The sequence below is a fragment of the Paraglaciecola sp. genome, from assembly GCF_039942875.1.
In the GTDB taxonomy this organism is placed as follows: Bacteria; Pseudomonadota; Gammaproteobacteria; order Enterobacterales; family Alteromonadaceae; genus Paraglaciecola.
Genome location: NZ_JBDVBQ010000044.1, coordinates 40,495 through 62,946, shown reverse-complemented (window position 1 = coordinate 62,946; position 22,452 = coordinate 40,495). Strand labels below are relative to the sequence as shown.

Genomic DNA, 22,452 nt, shown 5'->3' with positions numbered 1-22,452 from the left:
ACCTAATTTTGAGAATTATCTATGAGTTTTGCCGACCTAGGCCTTTCACCAAAAATATTATCCGCTATTACTAGTAAAGGATATACCACCCCCTCTCCTATCCAGGCGCAGGCGATTCCAGCTGTGTTAAAAGGTAGCGATGTAATGGCTGCCGCCCAAACTGGGACAGGAAAGACTGCAGGCTTTACATTGCCTATTTTACACCTTTTAAGCCAAGGTAAACCTGCTAAAGCGAATCAAGCTAGAGCCTTAATACTCACTCCTACTCGCGAGCTAGCAGCTCAGGTAGCAGAAAGTGTGCAAACCTACGGACAGGACTTATCGTTAAGATCTACTGTAGTATTTGGGGGCGTTGGCATTAATCCACAAATGCAAAAGTTACGAAAAGGGGCCGATGTTCTTGTTGCTACTCCTGGCCGCTTACTAGATTTGTATAACCAAAACGCCGTTAAATTTAATGAGCTAGAAATCCTAGTGCTGGATGAAGCAGACCGCATGTTAGACATGGGCTTTATTCATGACATTAAAAAAATCATTAAGCTGTTACCCCAAAAACGTCAGAACTTAATGTTCTCAGCTACATTTTCTGACGACATCAGAAAATTAGCAAAGGGATTAGTTAATAACCCTGTAGAAGTTTCTGTCTCACCCGCAAACACTACTGTAGATTTAGTAGAACAGTGGGTTTATCCCGTTGATAAAAGTAGAAAGTCACAGCTTTTAACCCACTTGATTAAAGAAAATGACTGGCAGCAGGTGTTGGTATTTAGCCGTACAAAGCATGGTGCTAACCGTATAGTTAAGCAATTAGAAGGCCGAGGAATTACAGCTGCTGCAATACATGGTAATAAAAGCCAAGGAGCACGTACTAAAGCTCTAGCAGATTTTAAACAAGGTAAGGTAAAAGCCTTAATTGCTACTGATATCGCTGCCAGAGGCTTAGATATTGATCAACTTCCTCAAGTGGTCAACTTCGATTTACCAAATGTTGCTGAAGACTATGTTCACAGAATTGGTCGGACCGGACGTGCTGGCGCTAAAGGCCAGGCTATTTCAATGGTGACACAAGATGAATTTAAAGAGTTAGTAGACATAGAAATATTAACGAAACAACTCATACAAAGAAAAGTCATCGCTGGTTATGAGCCAAGCCAGCCTTTACCTGAGTCCAAAGAAGGTCAGCGACCTATAAAGGCTAAAAAGAAACCACAACCTAATAGACAAAATAATCAGTCTAATCGTAACCGCACTGGTGACTCACGCAACAACAATGGGCAGCCTTCACAGCGACGTAGAAAAAATCCAGCCAATAACACTTCTGGAAATAGATAAGTTTAAAAAATTACGTAAACACCATATAAAGTGCAGGCTTAAAACGCCTGCTTTTTTTAGTGATTTGCTGTAAGAATACGGTCTAAGTGGTTCGAAAAATTCTGCCTATCTTTTTGGTTTAAAGGTGGCGGCCCTCCAGACTGCTCACCACTAGCACGCATTGTATCCATGAAGTCTCTAATATTGAGTCTTGAGCGAATGTTTTCTTTAGTAAACAACTCTCCTCGTCCACTTAACGCGAGGGCGCCTTTTTCTATCACCTCAGCAGCAAGTGGGATATCGCTGGTTATAACTAAATCACCAAGCTCCACTAACTTTACTATTTCATCATCAGCGACATCAAACCCTTGAGGCACCTGCATTGACCTGATAAATTTTGATGGCGGGGTTCGAATATACTGATTAGCGACATATATGGTTTCGACTTCTTTTCGTTGCGCTGCACGATTTAAAATATCCTTAATCACCACAGGGACCGCATCTGCATCCACCCAAATTTTCAATTTATTTCCTCACTTTATAAAAAACAAAAAACTCTATGACCCTAATGTAAGTTTTGTAACCTAATCTAACAAGCAATTCATTACTGCTAGGTAACAATAAATAGACTCGCTACAACTTTAAAAAATTTCAAGTTGGTCAATTAAACCACTTTATAAGCAAACACGCTAAAAACTTAACATGAATTTATTGAAAACAGACACCAAAATAACGTAACCAATTGTTTTTTATGTATTTTATTGCTTTGGCATGGTCACTGCTAAATATGATCTACAAACTCACTATTTGTCTAATTTACGTTTTTTAAGGGAACCAAAATGCACTTAATAATAAAAAAACCAAGCAGCAATTTAATAACTATTTTAAGCATTCTACTTAGTGTCAGCTTATTAAGTGCCTGTGGCGATAGCAACAAAACCGCATCTCAAGATGAACCATCTGAAAAATTAGTTATTTCAGTACCTGTTGAAATAACCCTGTTATCTAAAGGTGATATTTCATCAAACTATACCACCACAGCTGTTTTAGAACCCAAAGAAGAGGCTTTTGTAGTGCCAAGAGCATCAGGGATTATAGAAAATATTTATGTTGAGGAAGGTGACTATGTAGAAAAAGGCCAAGTACTTGCGCAAATAGAGCCAAGACGCTATCACCTTAACCTAGACAGAGCAAAAGCGGATTTAGTAGGTGTTGAAAAAGAGCTAGCAAAAATAAACAAAGTTTATAATCAAAAACTAGTCAGTGATGATACCTACGACAAACTAAGTGCACAATTTGAGTCAGCAAAGGCCACACTATCGTTGGCTGAATTAGATCTAAAAGAAGCTACTATCGTTGCACCTATATCAGGCTATATAGCAGAACGTAACGCCAAAGTGGGTAATTTAACCGAATCTTTCCAAAGAGCGAGAATGTTCCATATAGTTCAACAAAAAGAATTATACGGTATTGTTTACCTTCCAGAAAAAGAGCTTTCTAAAGTATTCAAAAATCAACAAGCCACTCTACTATTAACCGCCTTAGACGATACAAGAATCAAGGCTTATGTAGAGCGTATCAGCCCAGTTATCGACGCAACCACAGGTACATTCAAAGTAACATTACGAGTTCCAAATACCAATAACCAACTTAAGTCAGGTATGTTTGCAGAAGTTCAACTTAACTACGACACCCATAAAAATTCACTTTTATTAGCCCGTAAATCCCTAATTGCCATTGATGACAGTATTAATGTATTTGTTGTTGAAAATGGCATTGCTAGTAAACAGAACATCAGCATTGGCTATCAACAAGGAGAATTGGTTGAGGTGATCAGTGGACTTACCGGTAATGAACAAGTGGTAATTACAGGCCACCAAAACTTAAGAGACCAAGCCCCTGTAGAAATCATATCGACAGAGACCGCACTAGTTGACATAACCGAAACTCCTGTTAAAGGTTAAGGATTAGCAATATGAACATAATTGATATTGCAGTTAAGCGGCCAGTCACTATATGGATGTTTACCTTAGCCATTATATTATTTGGCATGGTGTCTTTATCTAGATTAGCGATAAACCTGTTACCAGAATTATCTTACCCTACCCTCACTATCCGTACAGACTACATTGGCGCTGCACCGAGCGAAATAGAGCAACTTGTTTCTAAACCAATAGAAGAAACCATAGGTGTTGTTAAAGGTGTCCATACAGTGACATCTACATCAAAAGCAAGTCAATCTGATGTACTGCTAGAGTTTGACTGGGGAACAGATATGGACTTAGCGAGCTTAGAAGTTCGTGAGAAGTTAGACACCTTGCAGCTCCCACTAGATGTCACTAAACCTTTACTCTTACGTTTTAATCCTAGCTTAGATCCTGTTCTACGTTTTGGGCTTAGTGGCGTTAAAGAGATTACCAGTGGTGACCATGAAAGCATGCCAATCAATGAGAAAAATATTAAAGCTCTGAGGCTATATGGTGAAGAACAAGTAAAGCGACAACTTGAATCAGTAGCTGGTGTAGCGTCTGTAAAAATTAGTGGAGGGTTAGAAAATGAAATTCAAGTTTTAATAAATCAGCAAAAAACCAACCAACTTAATTTAAACGTAAGTGACATTATCAAACGCCTTAAAGATGAAAATGTAAACTCTTCAGGGGGCAGAGTTAAAGATGGCTCTCAAGAATATCTTGTTCGAACTTTAAATCAATTTCAAAATTTAGATGACATTCGAAACCTATTTATTGCCACTCGAGAAAGCAAAAACATTCGATTAGGGGATATAGCAACGGTAAAAGAAGCCTATAAAGAGCCAACCTCAATGAATAGGTTTAACGGGTACGAAGGGGTTGAAATTGCTATTTATAAGGAAGGCGATGCAAACACAGTACAGGTGGCCGAAAATGTTCAATTTAGAATTGAGCAAATCCAGGATGACATGCCAACTCAATACCAATTACAACTCCTTTATGATCAATCAAGGTTTATTGGAAGTGCCATAGATGAAGTGAAATCAGCTGGTATTATCGGCGGGTTATTGGCTATGGCAATCTTGTATTTATTTTTGAAAAACATCTGGTCTACTCTAATTATTTCAATTTCAATACCTGTATCAATCATTGCCACCTTTAACTTGATGTATAGCAATGACATCAGCCTAAACATAATGAGTCTGGGAGGGATCGCCCTGGCAATAGGTTTGTTAGTGGATAATAGTATTGTAGTGTTAGAAAACATTGCTCGGCACAAAACCCTAAACAAAACCCCAAAACAAGCAGCCGCTATAGGAACAAAAGAAGTTTCAATGGCTATAGTAGCGTCAACGCTCACCACCATGGCAGTGTTCTTTCCATTGGTTTTTGTAGAAGGGGTAGCCGGTCAATTATTTAGTGATCAAGCCTTAACCGTTACATTCGCACTTGCTGCTTCATTACTCGTTGCGTTAACGTTAATCCCTATGTTAGCCGCTCGAGAAAAAGGTAGTAACCACCACAAAGAACCTAGCAAAATAGTCTTTAGTCCCTCAGAACCGAAAATAAAACCAATTAGCAAAAAAGCACTAGTCGGTTACTACATTGGCCTTCCCTTTAGGCTTTTATTTAAAGGGGTTGGCTTATGTTTTTACTATATATTTTTAGCCTTCTCTACCTTGTGCATTGGTATATTCAGAGTATTCGGCAAGGTTTCAAAACTAATTTTACAACCTATTCTTTGGAGCTTTGAAAAAGTATTTGTTCAGATAGAGCGCATATATTTAGTTGCATTAAAAGCAGCTCTTAAATTAAGAATCCTAGTATTGAGCTCGGTAATTATAGTTTCGGCCCTGTCATTGTTGTTATTACCTAAAATAGGTATGGAGCTTATTCCTGATATGTCACAGGGAGAATTCTTTGTTGAAATTAATTTACCAACGGGCTCCCAGTTAGCTAAAACAGACCAAGTCATTACCGATTTAGGCCAATTCACTGCAACATTACCGAGTGTTGAAAGAACATATGCACTTGCAGGTACAGGTAGCTTAATGAATGCCTCAGCAAGTCAAGGTGGCGATTATTGGGGTAAGTTGAATGTAGTTATGACACCTGATAGTACTAAAGAATCTACCGCAAGGGTGATAGAAGATATGCGAGCATATTTATCTAAACAAGCAGGCGTGCAAAGTAAATTTGGCAAACCAGCTTTATTTACTTTTGCCACTCCGTTAGCAGTACAAATAATTGGTTATGACCTGACATCTTTAAGTCACTACAGCCAATTACTAGTGGAAAGTTTACAGAATGATCAGAGATTCGCAGATATAAAATCGACGTTACAATCTGGAAACCCTGAATTAAAAATCAAATTTGACCATAGTAGAATGTCCCAATTGGGTATAAATGCCCCAGATGTATCTAAACTAATTGCCACTAAAGTGGGAGGTGAAGTCGCCACAAAATATAGTATTCAAGATCGAAAAGTGGATATTTTAGTTAGAACCATTGAAAAGCAACGTGACTCTATAGAAGACATAGGGCAAATCATTGTAAATCCTGGGGCAACTCCCGCTATTCCGTTAAATGCGATTGCTGAAATTACCATGTCTATTGGCCCTAGCGAAATAACTCGTATTGGCCAAGAGCGTGTAGCGGTGGTTTCTGCAAACTTAAACTTTGGTGATCTTAACCAAGCTGTAAATGTGGTTAATGAACACATCAATTCACTAAACTTGCCCCTTACTATTCAAACTAAGGTGGCAGGGCAAAGTGAAGAGATGGAAACTAGCTTCCAGTCATTACAATTTGCATTAGCTTTGGCAATATTTCTAGTTTACTTGGTGATGGCATCTCAATTTGAATCCCTGTTACATCCACTATTGATATTATTTACCGTACCTTTAGCATGTGCAGGCTCTATTTATGGCTTATATTTATCAGGTACAAACCTAAGTGTTGTAGTATTTATTGGTTTAATCATGTTAGCGGGAATTGTAGTTAACAATGCCATTGTTCTCATAGATAGGATTAACCAAGTTAGAGCCTCTGGTATCGAAAAAGCACATGCCATTATAGAGTCAGCACAAAGTCGATTACGGCCTATATTGATGACCACTTTAACCACAACGTTAGGCCTTTTACCCATGGCCATCGGCCTAGGTGAAGGCGCTGAAATCCGCACACCTATGGCAATAACTGTTATATATGGGCTGATGTTCGCGACCATATTAACTCTGTTTTTTATCCCAGTCCTTTACAGTTTATTTGACCGCAAAGTATTTATCTCACAGCAACAAAACACCCTATCAGACACACAAAATGGAGGGGCGGCTCATGGATAAGTTTGAATCAACGGGAGCGGCATTAGCTGGCTTTGCCATACGTCGCCCCGTCACTATAGGCATGCTGTTCTTTTCAATGCTGGTGTTTGGGTTAATCTCAAGCCAATTATTACCTTTAGAAAAATTTCCAAGTATAGACATACCAGAAATAACCATACGTATTCCCTACAAAGACGCCACCCCGGTAGAAGTAGAGAAAATGATTACTCGGCCAATAGAAGAAGCACTCGCGACTATGTCTGGGATTGAACGGCTAAGGTCAAGCTCAACAGAAGACGCCGCTGTGATTAGATTACAATTTGCTTGGGACGAAAACCTCAAAACCAAAGGTATTGAAGCAAGAGAAAAAATAGATGCTATTCGTAATGAATTGCCATCAGATGTTGAAAGAATATTAGTTTATCAATTTAATACTAACGATATGCCCATATTCACGCTTCGAGTATCTAGCGATAGAGATTTATCCAGTGCTTATGATTTGTTAGACCGTAATCTTAAACGCCCCATTGAAAGAGTGGCAGGCGTGTCAAAAGTAGAGCTGTATGGTGTAACCCAAAAGCAGATTTCTATTCGCTTAGATCAACAGTTAATGACGGCACTACAAGTAAAACCGGATGAATTAGCTAGCACCTTAAAAAATGCAAATTTTTCGCTTTCTGCAGGAAGCTATCATGACAACAACCTTAAACAAAAGATAAATGTTAACCCACAAGGTGAGTTCAATAGCCTCCAAGAAATTCAAGACTTAATGATTAAGAAAGGGGTGCGATTAAGTGACATTGCTTTAGTTCAATACGAAAAACCCAAACGAATCGAAGGTCGTCATCTAGACCAAACTTATGCTGTAGGCTTTAATATTTACCGTGAATCTAACAGTAATATGGTAGCTGTTTCAGACGATGTAATGAAAGTTATTGATGAAGCAAATCATAACCCTGCTTTTAACGGCATACACCTTTTTATAATGGATAACGAAGCACAGAGTGTCACTAAATCTCTTTCGGACTTACTTGATGCAGGCCTACTTGGAGCCTTATTATCACTAATAGTGCTGTATGCTTTTCTACGAAATATTACTAGTACCCTGTTGGTAGTTTTATCAGTCCCCTTTAGTATTTGTATTACATTAGGGTGCATGTACATTATGGGATACACCATCAATATTTTATCTATGATGGGCTTGATGTTAGCTGTTGGTATGCTAGTTGATAATGCAGTAGTCGTTACCGAAAGCATCGAACAAGAGAAAGAAAGCATAGCAAACACTGTCGATGCTACCAAAGCGGGGGTGGCTAAAGTCAGTCTTGCCGTTATCGCAGGAACAATCACAACGGCTATAGTATTTTTACCTAATATCGTTGGTGCTAAAGTTAATGTCACAATATTTTTAGAACACGTTGCCATTGCCATTTGCATCTCGTTATTTGCCTCGCTCCTGATATCACAAACCCTCATCCCGTTACTTGCAACCAAAATCAAGCCTAAGAATAACAAAGGCAAACACACTAATATAAAGCGTCCTACCAAAATGGCCTTGGCTTACAAAAACTTGCTTACATGGTCGCTTAACAATCAAGGTAAAACCGCTTTAATTGCAGTGTTAATTTTAATGAGTACTGCGCTACCTATGCAACACGTTACCAGCGACGATGACAATGATGGCGACCAAAACAGGGTGTGGTTGAACTATGATGTGCAAGGCAGTTACAACATGGAAGAAGTAGAAAAAACCGTTAATAAAATGGAGAACTACCTGTATAGCAACCAGGAAAAGTTTTATATAAAGCAAGTCTATACCTATTTTACTGCAGGGCATGCTGTCTCTGGCATTACATTAATAGATAACTTACCCGTATCACAAAAATCCGTTAAAAAACTCATTACTGAAAATATGCCCAAGTTCGTAAGGGCAAAGCCGAGTTTTCAATGGGATCAAGGCAACGGTGGCGGTATACAAATGACGTTAATTGGGGACTCTTCTGAAAGGCTAGACCAAATAGCAGCACAAATAATTCCTGTATTTTCAAATATTAAAGGGCTGACAGAAGTTAAAACGGACACGAGTCAACAGAAACAAGAGCTAAGAGTGGTGATTGATAGACAAAAAGCCTTTAGATTTGGCCTCAATACTCAAGATATATCCCAAGTTATAGCAACAGCGTTAAGGGGAACAAACCTAAGAACATTTAGACATGGTGAAAACGGCGAAGTTGGCATAAAACTCATGTACGACCAAAATCTACAAAACTCAGTGGAAGCCCTTAAAAACCTTACGATTACCCGCCAAGGTCAACAAAATGTCACCTTAGATATGATTGCCAGCCTATCGGTAGCTCCTCGCGCTTCAGAAATAAACCGCAGTTATAGGCAAACATCGGTCACGATAGGAGGTAATTTACAAGACGGTGTAACATTAGAAGATGTTCAAAAAAGCATTAAAGGAGTAATGGAGCACATACAATTACCTAGCGGTTATGGCTGGACTTTTGATGGCAGTATTAAGCGCCAAAATCAAAATGAAGATGCCATGCAAACTAATATGCTCTTGGCTCTTTGCATGATTTATATAGTGATGGCAGCTCTATTTGAGTCAATATTACTACCAACAGCCGTTATCACTTCTTTGTTATTTTCACTTACTGGGGTGTTTTGGGCACTGTTTATAGCGGGTATTCCCATGTCGATAATGAGTATGATTGGTATGTTAATATTGATGGGAATTGTAGTGAACAATGGCATTGTATTAGTGGATCGAATAAATCAATTAATAAATGAAGGGTTTCACGTTCAGCAGGCAATAATAGAGGCGTGTTTAAACCGTGTCAGACCTATATTAATGACGGTAGCCACTACCGTTTTAGGCTTGGTACCCTTAGCATTTGGAAGCACTAGGCTAGGAGGAGATGGACCAGCATACTCCCCCATGGCTATAGCGATTATTGGTGGTTTGGTTTTCTCGACCTTAACTAGTTTAGTGTTAGTTCCCCTAGCCTATTTGTTGTTACTTAAATTGCGGGCGAAAACAGCTAATATGATAAATAACAGTAAAAACTTAGTAAGTAAACTCATTGCAGAGTCATGACAAATAGGTGTTATCAATTTAAGAGAGGCTTAAAAACCTCTCTTAACAACACAAATCATTAACTTAAGTAACTCTACAAAAACAGCCTAGTTGTTAGAGGTTAATAACCAAACCTTCTCTAAAATATCCTTATTCCCTTTAACAGGTTCTTTTACCTTATCGTCTGCCAATAAAGTTAATGTATAGGCCACACCATAATGGCCCTTTATTTCAGCATCATCCACAGAGAACGGTGGCCCAGCCATCTTGCTTTGGTCATAGACAAAGCTAATTAATAGCTGCTTTGCATGTTGCGTTAATACCGGTAAATGGCTTGCATATCTCTGACGGATTGGATCAGGCAGTGCCACTAATGCAGCGCGATCATAAACAGCATCTACATCACCTAATATATCTAAAGTTAAATCGAAAATATCCCCAACATAAATTTCTAACTCACCGGCTCTATAACACTTCAGCTTGCCTATCGCTTTAATATCAGGTGTTACCTGTAACTCTTCAAATAATTGAATGACAGCTGATTCAACCATTTCAATACCCACTACTTGGTATCCTAGTGACAGCAACCATCCGATATCTAGGGTTTTACCACATAAAGGAATAAAAATTCTGGCTCCCTCTTCTAGTGCTAATGTCGAGAAGTGACTTCCTAACAAAGGATTAACCGATGGCTGGTGAAACCCCAGTTCTTTATTTTGCCACTTATTGATCCAATATTCTTTTTCCATAGGAACCTCTCATTACTACTTTACACTTGATTGATAAATTTATAGCAGTAGCATACAACTTAAAGTCGACTTGAGGTCAAGATTTAATGCCACAAAAATTTATAACTATTACTGAAGTAGTAAAACAAACCGGCATACCTGCTTCAACTCTTAGGTACTACGAAGAAATTGGCTTAATACAGTCTTCTGGTCGCCATGGAATTATGCGGGTTTTTAAAAGCAATGTGTTACAACAGTTATCATTAATCTTACTAGGCCAAGCTGCTGACTTCTCCCTAGATGAAATATCAGATATGGCGTTAAAAAACGGCCCAGAAATTGATAGACAAAAACTATTAGAAAAATCAGAACAAGTGGATAATAAAATTAAGCAACTTACTAAATTACGAGACGGCCTTATTCATGCCGCAAACTGCAGTGCCCCTACACATTTAGAATGCCCCAAATTTCAGCGCCTCTTATCCCTTAGCCAAAAAGATAAAATCCGAAAAACCCAAAGGAAAACCACTTAAAAGCCGAATATTAAAAAACGCACGCAAATAAAGAACTCAAGCCCGGTACTAAGCAATCCTTTAACAAGTGCCCCTTTGAAATTGAGAAATTCATCACTTTGGTTTAGGCTAGCCGCTGTTTATTTTAGGCTGATTAAAAAATGATAACCAAAGACCCAACCCCCCAGTATTCTGCAGCAGCAAATCGTTACGAAAACATGCCTTACCGCCGTTGTGGTAAGAGTGGTTTACGGCTACCTGCCTTATCTCTTGGGCTTTGGCAAAACTTTGGTGAAGTTGACTCCTTCAGTAACGCTCAAACTATGTTGCATCGTGCTTTTGATCTTGGTATCAATCATTTTGACTTAGCTAATAATTATGGTCCTCCCTTTGGCTCAGCAGAAAGCACCTTTGGAAAGGTCATGACTAATAGTTTGAAGCCATACAGAGATGAAATATTGGTTTCAAGTAAAGCAGGGTACGACATGTGGCCTGGCCCCTATGGAATTGGCGGCTCAAGAAAATACCTAATTTCTAGTTGTGACCAAAGCTTAAAACGAACCGGGCTTGACTATTTCGACGTATTTTATTCCCATTGTTATGATCCAGACACTCCCCTCGAAGAAACCATGCAAGCGCTCGATTACATAGTGCGATCAGGTAGAGCCTTGTATGTTGGTATTTCTAGCTATTCGCCAGTCCATACCAAACAAGCTATCCGCATATTAGAAGATTTAGGTACACCGCTACTTATACATCAACCTAGCTACAACATGTTTGACCGCTGGATTGAAGATGGGTTAACCGATGTGTTACTCGATGAAAATGTCGGCTCAATAGTGTTTTCGCCACTAGCGCAAGGCTTATTGACAAACAAATATTTAAAGGGGATCCCCGAAAACTCTAGGGCAGCACGTTTAGAACAAATTTACTTAAGTGAAGATAATATTGGAAAAGACAAGCTAGATAAAATTTCACAATTAAATTCTCTAGCACAGCAAAGAGATCAATCACTTGCACAAATGGCCGTAGCGTGGGTTTTAAGCAACCAAGCGGTAACCAGTGCCATAATAGGCGCGAGTAAAGTGAGCCAGATAGAAGACTGTGTCGCAGCACTAGATAATCTAACGTTTAGTGAATCAGAGTTAACAAACATCAACCAAATACTAGAGTCATAAATGTGCAAACTCACCTAGCCATTACTAACCCTAAAAGCCCACAAAATATGGGTAGCATCTTAAGAGCAGCAGGAAATTACCAAGCCCATAGTATCCGTTATACCGGCGAACGCTACGCCCGTGCTCGGGCCTTTAGTACCGATACTAAAAACGTACATCAAGATATCCCTGTTACGCAGGTGGACAAAATTATTGATCTTGAATCAGACAAGCATTTAACAAAAGTGGCCATTGAACTCGTTGAGGGCGCTACGCCATTACCACTATTTGTACATCCAGAAAACGCCTTGTATATTTTTGGACCCGAAGACGGCTCAATTGAACAAGACGTTATAGACCAATGTGACCAAGTGGTTTACATCCCCACTATCGGTTGTATGAACCTAGCGGCAACGGTAAATGTGTTGTTGTATGACAGACTTGCTAAAACGGCTGCGATGCCGAAAGATAATTCTGTGATTGAAACAAGTAGAGACACAAATAATCGAACTAAGGTTAATAAGTAAACCCTGTTAGCCTAAGGGACAAACACAGCTTAGGATTACTGGTACGCCATTAAAACCTACACTACTGAGCAACTCATCTACAAACATATCATCAGTTAAATCCTTTACACTACTGCCACTATGCGCTTCTGCTCATTTCTGATTACTTCCTTTTTTGTTACTGCGCAATCATTAAGTGCAACCTAAATGTTAATGTAAGTTAAACGGTCACTATTTAAAGCCTCATACACAAGCATTAGAAAAATGGCTGGTCTATGAACACGCTTAAATAACATTAGTAGACACAGTAGTGAAACTATCTTACCCTTACAAATAATAACAACTGTCGTGAACTTGCTGTAAAAAGAAGGTATGTCGTTGAAAAATAATAATAAACAAATTAGACATCAAGTTCTAACAAAAGTGTTAATACTATGAATTACACGTTTGAATTAGCCTATAAAAATACATTCAAACACGCTAATTTAACGGCCTTAATTGTATTGACTATCAGTTTAGGCATAGCTGCCTGTGTGATTACCTATGCATTAATTTATTTAATGTCTGCGGATCCCTTACCTACTAAAAGTGCAAGGGTGTTACATGTTCAACTAGATAACTGGGACCCCAATAAGGCCGCTATTGAACCGAACTTACCGCCAGAGCAAGTGACTTGGCAAGACGCTACCAATATTGTTGCCGCTAAACAAGCCAAATACCAAGCAGCCAGTGCCATCACTTGGGGAATGGTAACGCCAACAGGCAAAAACGCTGCTCCCTTTTTAGGGGTAATGCGTGCCACCCATGGCGAATTTTTCCCTATGTTTAACGTGCCATTTCTGTATGGTCAAGGCTGGCAAAATGCTGAGCCTAATGAGGCAAAGTACGTCACAGTTTTAACTAAAGAAGTTAACGAAAGAGTATTTGCAGGGGAAAATTCAGTAGGTAAAATTTTACCTATGCTAGGCAAGATATTTACAGTTGTAGGCGTTTTAGACGATTGGCACCCCTCCCCTAAATTTTATGACATGGTATATGGCGCTTTTAGTAAACCAGAAGACTTGTATATACCTTTTCAAATTAAAGCTGATTTAGAGCTACCACATGGTGGTATCACCAATTGCTGGGAAACCAATCTAGGAGATAGCTATCAAGGCTTCCTAAATTCAGAGTGTACTAACTTTGAGTTATGGGTTGAGGTCGACGACCTAACACATATCTCTGACTACAAGTTTTACTTAACCTCCTACGTTCAACAACAAAAACAATTGGGGCGTTTTGCACGCCCTATTAACAACATATTATTAGATATCAACCAATGGCTTAGTTATAAAAGAGTGGTGAGTAAAGATATCTATGTGTTTTTTAGCCTAGCCCTACTTTTTTTATTTGTATGTTTATTTAATGCTGCAAGTTTAATTAGCACAAAATTTACTGCCAGCACCCATGAAGTAGCGCTTAGGCGAGCCTTAGGTGCCAATCAGCAAAACATCTTTTTACAATCTATGATTGAAGCCATGATTTTGGGATTTTTAGGAGGGATATTTGGATTAATATTTAGCTTGTTTGGCTTACAAGGTATCAGCTATTTATATCCGAATTTCAGTACTTTCTTAACCTTAGACCTAACCTTAATTAGTTTTGCTTTTGGTTTAAGCATACTATCTAGCCTGATGAGTGCACTTGGCCCAATTTGGTTTTTAAACCGTACTCCAATAGCCAAACACTTAACGTAGAGGTGCCTTAAAATGAATGTAAAAGTATTTATCACGCGCCTATCAATTCCACCAATTTTTCGGACTTTGGCCCGTCAAAAATACCCAACCCTCATATTAATTTCCCAAATATCCATCGCTTTAGCAGTAATAGCAAATGGACTATTTATAGCCGTGGATAGATTTCAAACTATCAATACTCTCAGTGGAATCGATGAGTCTAACAGCTTCTTCTTAACAAGCTCAGGCTTTACAGATAACTTTAATATTCAAAATACTATTCAGTCAGATCTTGCAAAAATCAGAACCCTACCAGATGTTGTAAATGCCGTAAAAACTAACTCTTTTCCTTACAGTAATAGTGGTGATGAGTTTGCTTTAAGTACTAACCAAGATAGCCAATCTCCAATACCAGCTGCCAGTTATAAACTAGATGAGCATGGTATCGAAGCATTCGGTTTAGAGTTAATTGCAGGAGAAAACTTCTCTGTAAATGAAGTAATTTGGACATCTCCGCATACCTCTAAGTTTGCGTCCCATGTATTACTAACGACTCGTACAGCCAAGGCTTTATTTGATACAGATGACTGGCTATCCACCTTAGGAAAGCCAATTTATATTAATAATAATCAATTAGTTATTGTTAAAGGAGTTATCAAAACCTTGCATGCACCTTGGCCGGGTTGGAAGCATTTAGAACATAGTTTTATCACACCTTCAGTGGTTACGCATAACTCTTCACGATACCTAATAAGAGTAAAACCAGGCACACTTGAAGATATGATGAGTGAAATCGAAAGCACCCTAGCTTTAGGTAACAAACAGCGCTTAATACGAAAAATGAAAAGTATATCAGACGCTAAAAAAGAGGTTTATGGTGCTGATTTAGCAGCACTGACCATTTTGTTGGTGGTGATAGTTTCTCTGTCTTTTATTGTGGGGTTAGGGATTACTGGTGCTACCTCTTTAATGATATTAAAACAAACAAAACAGATAGGAATACGCCGCGCACTAGGGGCAAATAAGTATGATATTTTCAGGTATTTTCTTTTAGAAAATTTAATTATTACCTCAATTGGGATCGTTATAGGCACTGTATTTGCTATCGCCCTTAATGTATTTTTGGTGGAGCAACATGCTTTTCAAAAATTACCTATTAGCTATTTAATAATTGCAGCTCTAGTTATGTATTTATTGAATATTATCGCCACTATTAAGCCTATTCTAAAAGCAGTAAGAGTTTCCCCTATTACCGCAACTCAAGGTAATTAACGGATACTTAAGCTAAGCCTCAAAAATAAATTTAAGATACATTTAAACTTTTTAACTAAAGCAATCGACTTACCCCTTGATTGTGCAATATTCAGGAATAAAAATGAGAATCGCAGACACTAGCGGCCAAGACACACTTGTTCAAAAAAAGAAAAACAAAAAAGCCATTTGGATAATTTTAATCTTAGCCGTCGTCGCTATTGTTCTCTATTTCACATTAGCGCCCTCATTAAGCAATTGGTCCAATTCTGATACCAGTATTTCAGCTCAAAGAATTAGAACTGCTACGGTTACCAGAGGAGACTTAATACGAGACTTATCAGTACAAGGTAGAGTAGTTGCAGCAGTAAGTCCTAAATTGTATAGCCCAGCACAAGGCACGATATCATTTGAAGTGGACGCTGGAGATAGCGTAGTAAAAGGACAAACTCTAGCGGTAATCGAAAGCCCAGAGTTAACCAACCAATTAAAACAAGAAGAGTCTGCCCTGCAGCGTTTACAGTTAGAGCTTGATAGGCAAAAAATTCAATCAAATAAACAAGCTCTAGTTAATCAAAAAGCAGTAGATCTTGCTAAAGTAGCCTTAACTGCAGCAGATAGAGAAAAACGCCGAGCTGATAAAGCGTTTAAAAGTCAGTCTATAAGCCAAATAGATTACGAAAAAGCCCAAGACGAATTAGAAAATGCCAAGTTGGTTTATAAACATTCAGTAAAAGATGCCGAACTAAATTTAGAAAGCCTAGCATTTGAAGTAAAAGCCAAGAAGTTATTCGTAGAGCGTCAAACCCTACTAGTTGAAGACTTAAGCCGTAAAGTTGCGGAGCTTACCCTGCGCTCACCAGTAGATGGATTGGTGGGTAATTTATCGGTAGAACAAAAAAACCAAGTTGCCAAAAATCAGGCCATATTAAGCGTGGTAGATTTATCAGAGTTTGAGCTTGAAGTCGATATTCCAGAAAGTTACGCAGATGATTTGGCCATAGGTATGACAGCTGAAGTCACCCTAAATGGTGAGACCCACTTAGCAAAGCTAGTCACCATTTCTCCTGAAATAGAAAACAACCAAGTAAGCGGCCGTGTACGTTTTATGGCCTCTACCGATGACTCAATTAGCCAGCCCAAAGGGTTACGCCAAAATCAAAGGTTAACCACCCGAGTACTCATGGAAAATAAACAAGATGTGCTCATGGTTCAACGAGGTCAGTTTTTAGAGACAGGTAACGGCAGAGTTGCATACAAAATTCAAAATGATATGGCACAGCGTATCAGCATACTTACAGGTGCTCGGAGCTTATCTAGCGTTCAAATATTAGAAGGTTTAGCGGTAGGCGACACTATAATTGTGTCCGGTACAGATCAATTTAATGGCGCGCAGAGTGTCCTTATTACCAATTAAAAAAAGAACAATAACTAGGAATCAATGATGTTAAAAATGACCGATGTTAAAAAGGTATTTCGTACAGACTTAGTAGAGACCCATGCACTAAAAGACTTCAATCTCCAAGTTGGTGAAGGAGATTTTGTAGCGGTAACCGGCCCATCAGGCTCAGGTAAAACAACGTTTTTGAATATCGCTGGGCTACTAGAAACCTTCGATGGCGGTACCTATGAATTAGATGGGCAAGATGTCAGTAACCTAAATGATAAGCACCGAAGTCAACTAAGAAATGAAAAAATCGGGTTTATATTTCAAGGCTTTAACTTGATACCCGACTTAAACCTGTTTGATAACGTGGACGTACCTTTGCGCTATCGCGGTTTTAACAGCGCTGAGCGTAAAAAAAGAATTGAAAACAGCCTAGAAATGGTTGGCCTAGCGCAACGTATGAAACACCTTCCTTCACAACTTTCTGGTGGTCAACAACAGCGTGTTGCTATCGCAAGGGCATTAGCAGGTGAGCCCCGTTTTTTACTGGCAGATGAACCTACAGGTAACCTAGATACCAAAATGGCAAATAGCGTAATGGAATTACTCAAAACCATTAACGATGCCGGGACAACCATCATTATGGTGACACATGATGCAGACCTCGCTAAACAGGCTAGACGTAATATTTATGTTAGAGATGGCCAAGTGAGTGAGCTTTAAGCCGCTGAGTAACAAGTCCTTTAAACCTCAGCAACATGTATCAACCAGGAATATTCCCATGTTTAATTACTATATTAAATTAGCCTTTAAGAGCTTTAAAAGAAATCCTATTCTTAGCTTGTTAATGGTAACAGCCATAGCCCTTGGCATTGGCGCGAGTATGACCACTATTACCGTTAACTACTTGATGTCAGCCAACCCAATTCCTCACAAGAGTGAGCAATTATTTCACATTCAAGTCGACAACTGGGATCCTAATAATCCATTTAATGATGACGAAGATGCCCTACCCAACCAATTAACCTGGACAGATGCGACTAATTTAACCCATGCAAAAAAAGCGCTAAGACAATCAGCTATGAGTATGTCAGGCGCAATAATTGAGCCTCAAGACAGCGAATCTAAGCCCTTTGAAGCATCAATCCGTTTAGCCTATACAGACTTTTTTGCTATGTTTGAGGTTCCCTTTTTATATGGTGGCCCATGGGATAACAACTCAGATAGTAATCGCGAGCAAGTCGTGGTCCTCAGTAAACGTACAAATGAGAGTGTTTTTGGAGGCGAAAACTCCATAGGTAAAAATATTGTGATAGCGGGTAGGCATTTTCAAGTTGTGGGTGTGATTGACACATGGGAAGTCATGCCTAAATTTTATGATGTGAATAACGGCCCTTTTAACGAAACCGAAGAGCTATTTATGCCGTTTTCACTAAAAGAAGACCTAGAGCTGCCTAACTGGGGCAACAACAACTGTTGGAAAAGCCCTGATGGTGAAGGTTATGCCGCATTCTTACGTTCAGAATGTATTAACACCCAAATGTGGGTCGAACTCCCCAATGCCCAGGCAGAAGCAGATTACTTAGACTTTTTAAATAATTATGTACGTTCTCAAAAAGAATTAGGTCGCTTCCCACGCCCTTTACACAACCGTTTAAACGATGTGATGGAATGGATGGAGCGACGAGAAGTGGTTGAGGAAGATGCCAAAATGATGATGTGGTTATCTTTTATGTTTTTACTTGTGTGCTTATTAAACACCATTGGATTACTGCTTGCTAAATTCACAGGAAAGTCTTCAGAAATTGGTTTGCGATTAGCAGTTGGCGCGTCTAAAGCTGATGTATTTAAACAGCACATTGTCGAAACCGCCTGTATTGGCTTAGTTGGTGGTGTTGCCGGTTTAGGGCTAACGTTAGTGGGGTTACAAGGTATCAAATCATTATACGGTGATTTCGTTGATGACTTGGCCTCCCTAGACGCATCTATGATCGTCGTTGCATTAGTCATCGCTTTGGTATCAAGTATCGCAGCCGGTTTATATCCCACTTGGCGTGCTTGTAATATCTCCCCCGCCAGCCAATTAAAAAGCCAATAAGGAAAGTGAAGATGAAACAGTCACAACCTCAGACGTCAACAAATTGGGAACTGGGTCCTATTTTAAGAGCCATGCTACGAAACAAGGTAGGTGCAATACTTATCGCATTACAAATTGCGATAACCATGACAATCATAGTTAACTCAGTTTATATCATTGTTGAGCGAAACAAAGACATGCAACGGGATAGCGGCATAGACAACGAAAATAGCTTTTACCTTACAAGCGTAGGGTTTGGTGAAAACTTCAATGTCCCTAATACTGTTGAAGAAGACCTCACTATGTTACGGGCGTTACCCGGTGTAGTCGATGCGATTCAAACTAATGCCGTACCCAATAGTAACAGTGGTTGGTCTATGGGATTAAAAACTCAATCAGGTGTGGAGCACGATGCGGTAGGTACCGCCGTTTACATGGTAGATGACCATGGTGTTAATGCATTAGATGTAGAAATAATTGCCGGAGAGAACTTTGCTCCTAGTGATATAAGTTTACGAACCGTAGGGCAAGTAGACTGGCCAAACAAAACCATTATCACCAAGGCCATGGCAGAAAACTTATTTCCAGATATCCATTATGCCGAGGTTGTGGGTAAAACAGTTTATATAAACGACATCGACCCTATGGTAGTCGTTGGGATAATCGATAAGTTACAAGCGCCATGGGTAAACTGGAGTAACGTTGAGAATGTTATGCTGTCTCCTGAAAGACAATCATTTAAAGGTAGCCGTTACTTTATTCGCTCAGAGCCAGGTATGCGAGACACCTTAATGAATCAAGTTGAAGAATTATTGGCTAACAGTAACAATCAAAGATTAATCAAAGGTATGCGCAGCATTGAAGAAACCCGAGAACGCAGCTACCGTGGCCATACAGCCATGATTAAAATTTTGACAACCGTAATGGTCATACTCACAATCGTCACTGCCCTAGGAATTGTCGGCTTAGCCAGCTTTAGTGTGAATCAGCGCAAAAAGCAAATTGGTACTAGACGCGCCCTAGGTGCCACTCAAGGGACCATAATCCGTTACTTCATGTTTGAAAACTTTTTAATCAGTAGTATCGGTGTGCTCTTAGGTGCCATATTAACCGTTATCTTGAATGTAATACTCGTTAACGCATTTGGGTTAGACAGACTAGATTGGTTCTACATCCCTATTGGTATGCTAGTACTTTGGCTTGTTGGGCAAGCCGCGGTATTTGGGCCTGCTAAAAAAGCAGCGAATATCCCCCCTGCCCTGGCGACCAGAACAGTTTAAAACATATATGCGTAGCGCTTAGGCTCTGCGCATATTTTCAAATAAAGAAGGCTCCCAAGGACGCATTGCCATTAATAATCCAATATGCTGTCTTTTGTTTAACGGTAAATCTGAATCTTCAAGATTAAGAGCAGCCGCTTCTTTAGTTAGTTGATTAAGCTTACGCTGGATTATATCGATAGAAGACTGAGAGTAGCGCCCCCGCAGGTAAAACCTAAATAACCATTGTTCATTTTGTTTGGGTGCCATAAATTTAACTAACACCTCTTGTTCCATAAACCGCTCCAGCGGCCCACCAGGTATCCATCTAAAATCTTGAGCAATCAGAGACTTAAAATGATTATTAGGTAATAAATCAATTATTTTCAATTTATCTAATCTTGCCAATAACCTAATACACTCAAGTTTATCAATATCATAGTAGTTTACAATTTCATCAAATTTCCACGCATCACGGACACATACAGCAATCAAAAGCAATTTAGGATCTGCCAATAACTCGCTTTCTTGTTCAACCGTCAACTGACTAATTTGCTGCACCTGCTTTTGAGTTAACGCAAATAAATCAGCCATAGTCATATTAAGCACATCACATATTTGTTCTAAACGCTGCAGTGTAAAACTCTGAGTAGAAAAAATGCGCTTAATATTCGCTTCACTCATATCTAACCTAGCTGCGATATCTTTGTAAGTAATATGCTGCTGTCTAAGTAACGACTTTAATGTTTGATTAATTTGACTTATCTGACTCACGTTAACCCTATTAGCCTATAAAAGTATCAATAAACTATACCAAAAGTGTTTTGCAAGTATACATAATTCAGAACTGTTTACGTTTTAAATACTACAGCATAAAGTTATTGAGCATTTCATAAGCAATAAATAATTAAGGAATAACAATGAAACTGACTATCAAGGCGTTAATTTTTTCACTCTCATTAAGTACGTTGCCGGCTTTGGCGACAGACTCTGCACATCACACTTCAAAGGCCAGTAAACATTCAGTGCTAGCAGTTACACATGGTGTGGCCTCTACCGCAACCGTTGCAAGCGCTGTTATTGCCACACCTGTGATTGTGGTAGGAAGTGCGGCTGTAGTCTCAGGTACCGCCAGTATGGCGGCTGGTTCGGCACTGGCAGACTCTGCAAACCACAGTGTTGAATCATCAAATAAAAATAGCGGCCCATTAGTCATCACAGAAACCACAATTACCGCTGATCCTGCACCTAATCAAACTATAAAGATCCAACAAAAACACACTATTACACATACTCAGTAGTTAATCTTAGGCTTGCTGGGGTAATACCTAGCAGGCATGAATAAATGAGGTCACGATGAAAAAATATATATTAATCGCGCTTATCAGCATATTTAGCGTCACTGTCAACGCTGGCAGTCAAGCAAACCAGTCAGCAACAATTGCCCCAGAGAAGATTGTTAAATTTGCAAAAGATGTTGAAAAGTATGCCGCACAGCAAGGCGCAAGAGCCTTTATCATTGCCCGCGTAGGAAGAGCTGAAAAAGACTTGCCTAAAGGTATTCACTATACCCATACCGCCATTGCTGTGTATTCAACGATTCAATTAGATAATGGTGAAATAGCAAAAGGCTATGCCATTCATAATTTATATCAGGTAGAGGGGCACCCAAATAAAAGTCAGCTTATACAAGATTATCCAGTCGATTTTTTCTGGGGGGCTCAACAGTTGAAAGCAGGAATAATTATTCCCAGTGATGAAATTCAAACAAGGCTTATAAACCTAATTGCCACAGGTAAAAACACCCAATTACATAACCCCAAATATTCAGTTATTGCTAACCCTATGAATAGTCAAAAGCAGAATTGTACTGAATATACACTGGACCTAATAAACGCAGCCATTTATGAAACAACAAATATCCCACAACTTAAGGCTAACACTCAGGCACACTTCACGCCGCAAAGAATCAAAACAAGTCGTTTTAAACTCATGTTCGGCTCTATGTTAATGGAAGACGTAACCACTAAAGATCACTCAGGTGATATCGCTACCGCTACCTTTGGTGCAATCAACAACTACCTGCAACAATATGACTTAGCCAAGCATAGTGTTAACTTTTACGGAGAAGGCAATGTTATAATTCTTTAAAATGACTAATCCTCTGAGCATTT

General features: G+C 39.2%; 18 protein-coding genes. 15 read left to right on the top strand and 3 right to left on the bottom strand.

Annotation, left to right across the window (positions count from 1 at the left end; translation table 11 throughout):
- Positions 1-21: 21 nt before the first annotated feature.
- Complete coding sequence (locus tag ABJE44_RS14615; protein WP_348109538.1) at positions 22-1,332, top strand: DEAD/DEAH box helicase; 1,311 nt, start codon at positions 22-24, stop codon at positions 1,330-1,332.
- 56 nt (positions 1,333-1,388) lie between these two features.
- Here ABJE44_RS14615 and ABJE44_RS14610 read toward each other — a convergent pair whose 3' ends face one another.
- Positions 1,389-1,835: a YaiI/YqxD family protein gene (locus ABJE44_RS14610; RefSeq protein WP_348109540.1), complete on the bottom strand. Its 447-nt coding sequence runs from the start codon at positions 1,833-1,835 to the stop codon at positions 1,389-1,391.
- A 315-nt stretch (positions 1,836-2,150) separates the two neighbouring features.
- Here ABJE44_RS14610 and ABJE44_RS14605 point away from each other — a divergent pair, with 315 nt between their 5' ends.
- From ABJE44_RS14605 to ABJE44_RS14595, 3 genes are read left to right on the top strand one after another with little or no spacing between them, the layout of a single operon-like run.
- On the top strand, positions 2,151-3,275 hold the full coding sequence (locus ABJE44_RS14605) for an efflux RND transporter periplasmic adaptor subunit (RefSeq protein WP_348109542.1): 1,125 nt from the start codon (positions 2,151-2,153) through the stop codon (positions 3,273-3,275).
- Between the two features lie 11 nt (positions 3,276-3,286).
- The gene (locus ABJE44_RS14600; protein ID WP_348109544.1) at positions 3,287-6,625 is read left to right on the top strand and encodes an efflux RND transporter permease subunit; all 3,339 of its coding nucleotides are present in this window, start codon (positions 3,287-3,289) and stop codon (positions 6,623-6,625) included.
- Positions 6,618-9,707, top strand: coding sequence for an efflux RND transporter permease subunit (locus tag ABJE44_RS14595; RefSeq protein ID WP_348109546.1), 3,090 nt, complete (start codon positions 6,618-6,620; stop codon positions 9,705-9,707). The genes ABJE44_RS14600 and ABJE44_RS14595 overlap by 8 nt, the downstream gene beginning before the upstream one ends.
- A gap of 86 nt (positions 9,708-9,793) precedes the next feature.
- Here ABJE44_RS14595 and tmpT read toward each other — a convergent pair whose 3' ends face one another.
- On the bottom strand, positions 9,794-10,435 hold the full coding sequence (gene tmpT / locus ABJE44_RS14590; RefSeq protein ID WP_348109548.1) for a thiopurine S-methyltransferase: 642 nt from the start codon (positions 10,433-10,435) through the stop codon (positions 9,794-9,796).
- Positions 10,436-10,536: 101 nt separating this feature from the next.
- Between tmpT and ABJE44_RS14585 the strand changes: the two genes are divergently transcribed.
- The 9 genes from ABJE44_RS14585 to ABJE44_RS14545 all read left to right on the top strand — a co-directional run bounded on the left by ABJE44_RS14585 (position 10,537) and on the right by ABJE44_RS14545 (position 20,299).
- The gene (locus ABJE44_RS14585) at positions 10,537-10,947 is read left to right on the top strand and encodes a helix-turn-helix domain-containing protein (protein WP_348109622.1); all 411 of its coding nucleotides are present in this window, start codon (positions 10,537-10,539) and stop codon (positions 10,945-10,947) included.
- Positions 10,948-11,087: 140 nt separating this feature from the next.
- Positions 11,088-12,104, top strand: a complete 1,017-nt coding sequence (locus tag ABJE44_RS14580) for an aldo/keto reductase (protein WP_348109550.1) — start codon at positions 11,088-11,090, stop codon at positions 12,102-12,104.
- 2 nt (positions 12,105-12,106) lie between these two features.
- The gene (locus tag ABJE44_RS14575) at positions 12,107-12,610 is read left to right on the top strand and encodes an RNA methyltransferase (RefSeq protein WP_348109552.1); all 504 of its coding nucleotides are present in this window, start codon (positions 12,107-12,109) and stop codon (positions 12,608-12,610) included.
- Between the two features lie 413 nt (positions 12,611-13,023).
- Entirely contained in the window at positions 13,024-14,325 is a 1,302-nt protein-coding gene (locus ABJE44_RS14570) for an ABC transporter permease (RefSeq protein WP_348109554.1), read from the top strand.
- Between the two features lie 12 nt (positions 14,326-14,337).
- Positions 14,338-15,576, top strand: a complete 1,239-nt coding sequence (locus ABJE44_RS14565; RefSeq protein ID WP_348109556.1) for an FtsX-like permease family protein — start codon at positions 14,338-14,340, stop codon at positions 15,574-15,576.
- Between the two features lie 103 nt (positions 15,577-15,679).
- Positions 15,680-16,972 (top strand): HlyD family efflux transporter periplasmic adaptor subunit, encoded by a 1,293-nt coding sequence (locus ABJE44_RS14560; protein ID WP_348109558.1) that lies wholly within the window; start codon positions 15,680-15,682, stop codon positions 16,970-16,972.
- Positions 16,973-16,999: 27 nt separating this feature from the next.
- Positions 17,000-17,665 carry an ABC transporter ATP-binding protein gene (locus ABJE44_RS14555; protein ID WP_133471626.1) on the top strand — a complete coding sequence of 222 codons (666 nt, stop codon included), beginning with the start codon at positions 17,000-17,002 and terminating at the stop codon, positions 17,663-17,665.
- 58 nt (positions 17,666-17,723) lie between these two features.
- Positions 17,724-19,040 (top strand): ABC transporter permease, encoded by a 1,317-nt coding sequence (locus tag ABJE44_RS14550; RefSeq protein WP_348109560.1) that lies wholly within the window; start codon positions 17,724-17,726, stop codon positions 19,038-19,040.
- 11 nt (positions 19,041-19,051) lie between these two features.
- Positions 19,052-20,299 carry an FtsX-like permease family protein gene (locus ABJE44_RS14545; protein WP_348109562.1) on the top strand — a complete coding sequence of 416 codons (1,248 nt, stop codon included), beginning with the start codon at positions 19,052-19,054 and terminating at the stop codon, positions 20,297-20,299.
- Positions 20,300-20,317: 18 nt separating this feature from the next.
- On the opposite strand, the gene ABJE44_RS14540 is transcribed toward ABJE44_RS14545, so the two are convergent.
- Positions 20,318-21,052 carry a helix-turn-helix transcriptional regulator gene (locus ABJE44_RS14540; protein WP_348109564.1) on the bottom strand — a complete coding sequence of 245 codons (735 nt, stop codon included), beginning with the start codon at positions 21,050-21,052 and terminating at the stop codon, positions 20,318-20,320.
- A gap of 146 nt (positions 21,053-21,198) precedes the next feature.
- Here ABJE44_RS14540 and ABJE44_RS14535 point away from each other — a divergent pair, with 146 nt between their 5' ends.
- Together ABJE44_RS14535 and ABJE44_RS14530 are read left to right on the top strand one after the other, a co-directional pair.
- A complete protein-coding gene (locus ABJE44_RS14535) occupies positions 21,199-21,579 on the top strand; it encodes a hypothetical protein (RefSeq protein WP_348109566.1) in 381 nt (126 codons plus the stop codon).
- A gap of 55 nt (positions 21,580-21,634) precedes the next feature.
- Positions 21,635-22,429, top strand: a complete 795-nt coding sequence (locus ABJE44_RS14530; protein WP_348109568.1) for a DUF2145 domain-containing protein — start codon at positions 21,635-21,637, stop codon at positions 22,427-22,429.
- Positions 22,430-22,452: the final 23 nt, after the last annotated feature.

Excerpts from the sequence above, each read along its gene's own strand:
- ABJE44_RS14550 (WP_348109560.1), top strand. The coding sequence starts at position 17,724 with ATGTTTAATTACTATATTAAATTAGCCTTTAAGAGCTTTAAAAGAAAT.
- ABJE44_RS14570 (WP_348109554.1), top strand. The coding sequence starts at position 13,024 with ATGAATTACACGTTTGAATTAGCCTATAAAAATACATTCAAACACGCT.
- ABJE44_RS14615 (WP_348109538.1), top strand. The coding sequence starts at position 22 with ATGAGTTTTGCCGACCTAGGCCTTTCACCAAAAATATTATCCGCTATT.
- tmpT (WP_348109548.1), bottom strand. The coding sequence starts at position 10,435 with ATGGAAAAAGAATATTGGATCAATAAGTGGCAAAATAAAGAACTGGGG.
- ABJE44_RS14580 (WP_348109550.1), top strand. The coding sequence starts at position 11,088 with ATGATAACCAAAGACCCAACCCCCCAGTATTCTGCAGCAGCAAATCGT.
- ABJE44_RS14600 (WP_348109544.1), top strand. The coding sequence starts at position 3,287 with ATGAACATAATTGATATTGCAGTTAAGCGGCCAGTCACTATATGGATG.
- ABJE44_RS14605 (WP_348109542.1), top strand. The coding sequence starts at position 2,151 with ATGCACTTAATAATAAAAAAACCAAGCAGCAATTTAATAACTATTTTA.
- ABJE44_RS14530 (WP_348109568.1), top strand. The coding sequence starts at position 21,635 with ATGAAAAAATATATATTAATCGCGCTTATCAGCATATTTAGCGTCACT.
- ABJE44_RS14545 (WP_348109562.1), top strand. The coding sequence starts at position 19,052 with ATGAAACAGTCACAACCTCAGACGTCAACAAATTGGGAACTGGGTCCT.
- ABJE44_RS14560 (WP_348109558.1), top strand. The coding sequence starts at position 15,680 with ATGAGAATCGCAGACACTAGCGGCCAAGACACACTTGTTCAAAAAAAG.
- ABJE44_RS14535 (WP_348109566.1), top strand. The coding sequence starts at position 21,199 with ATGAAACTGACTATCAAGGCGTTAATTTTTTCACTCTCATTAAGTACG.
- ABJE44_RS14555 (WP_133471626.1), top strand. The coding sequence starts at position 17,000 with ATGTTAAAAATGACCGATGTTAAAAAGGTATTTCGTACAGACTTAGTA.
- ABJE44_RS14565 (WP_348109556.1), top strand. The coding sequence starts at position 14,338 with ATGAATGTAAAAGTATTTATCACGCGCCTATCAATTCCACCAATTTTT.
- ABJE44_RS14595 (WP_348109546.1), top strand. The coding sequence starts at position 6,618 with ATGGATAAGTTTGAATCAACGGGAGCGGCATTAGCTGGCTTTGCCATA.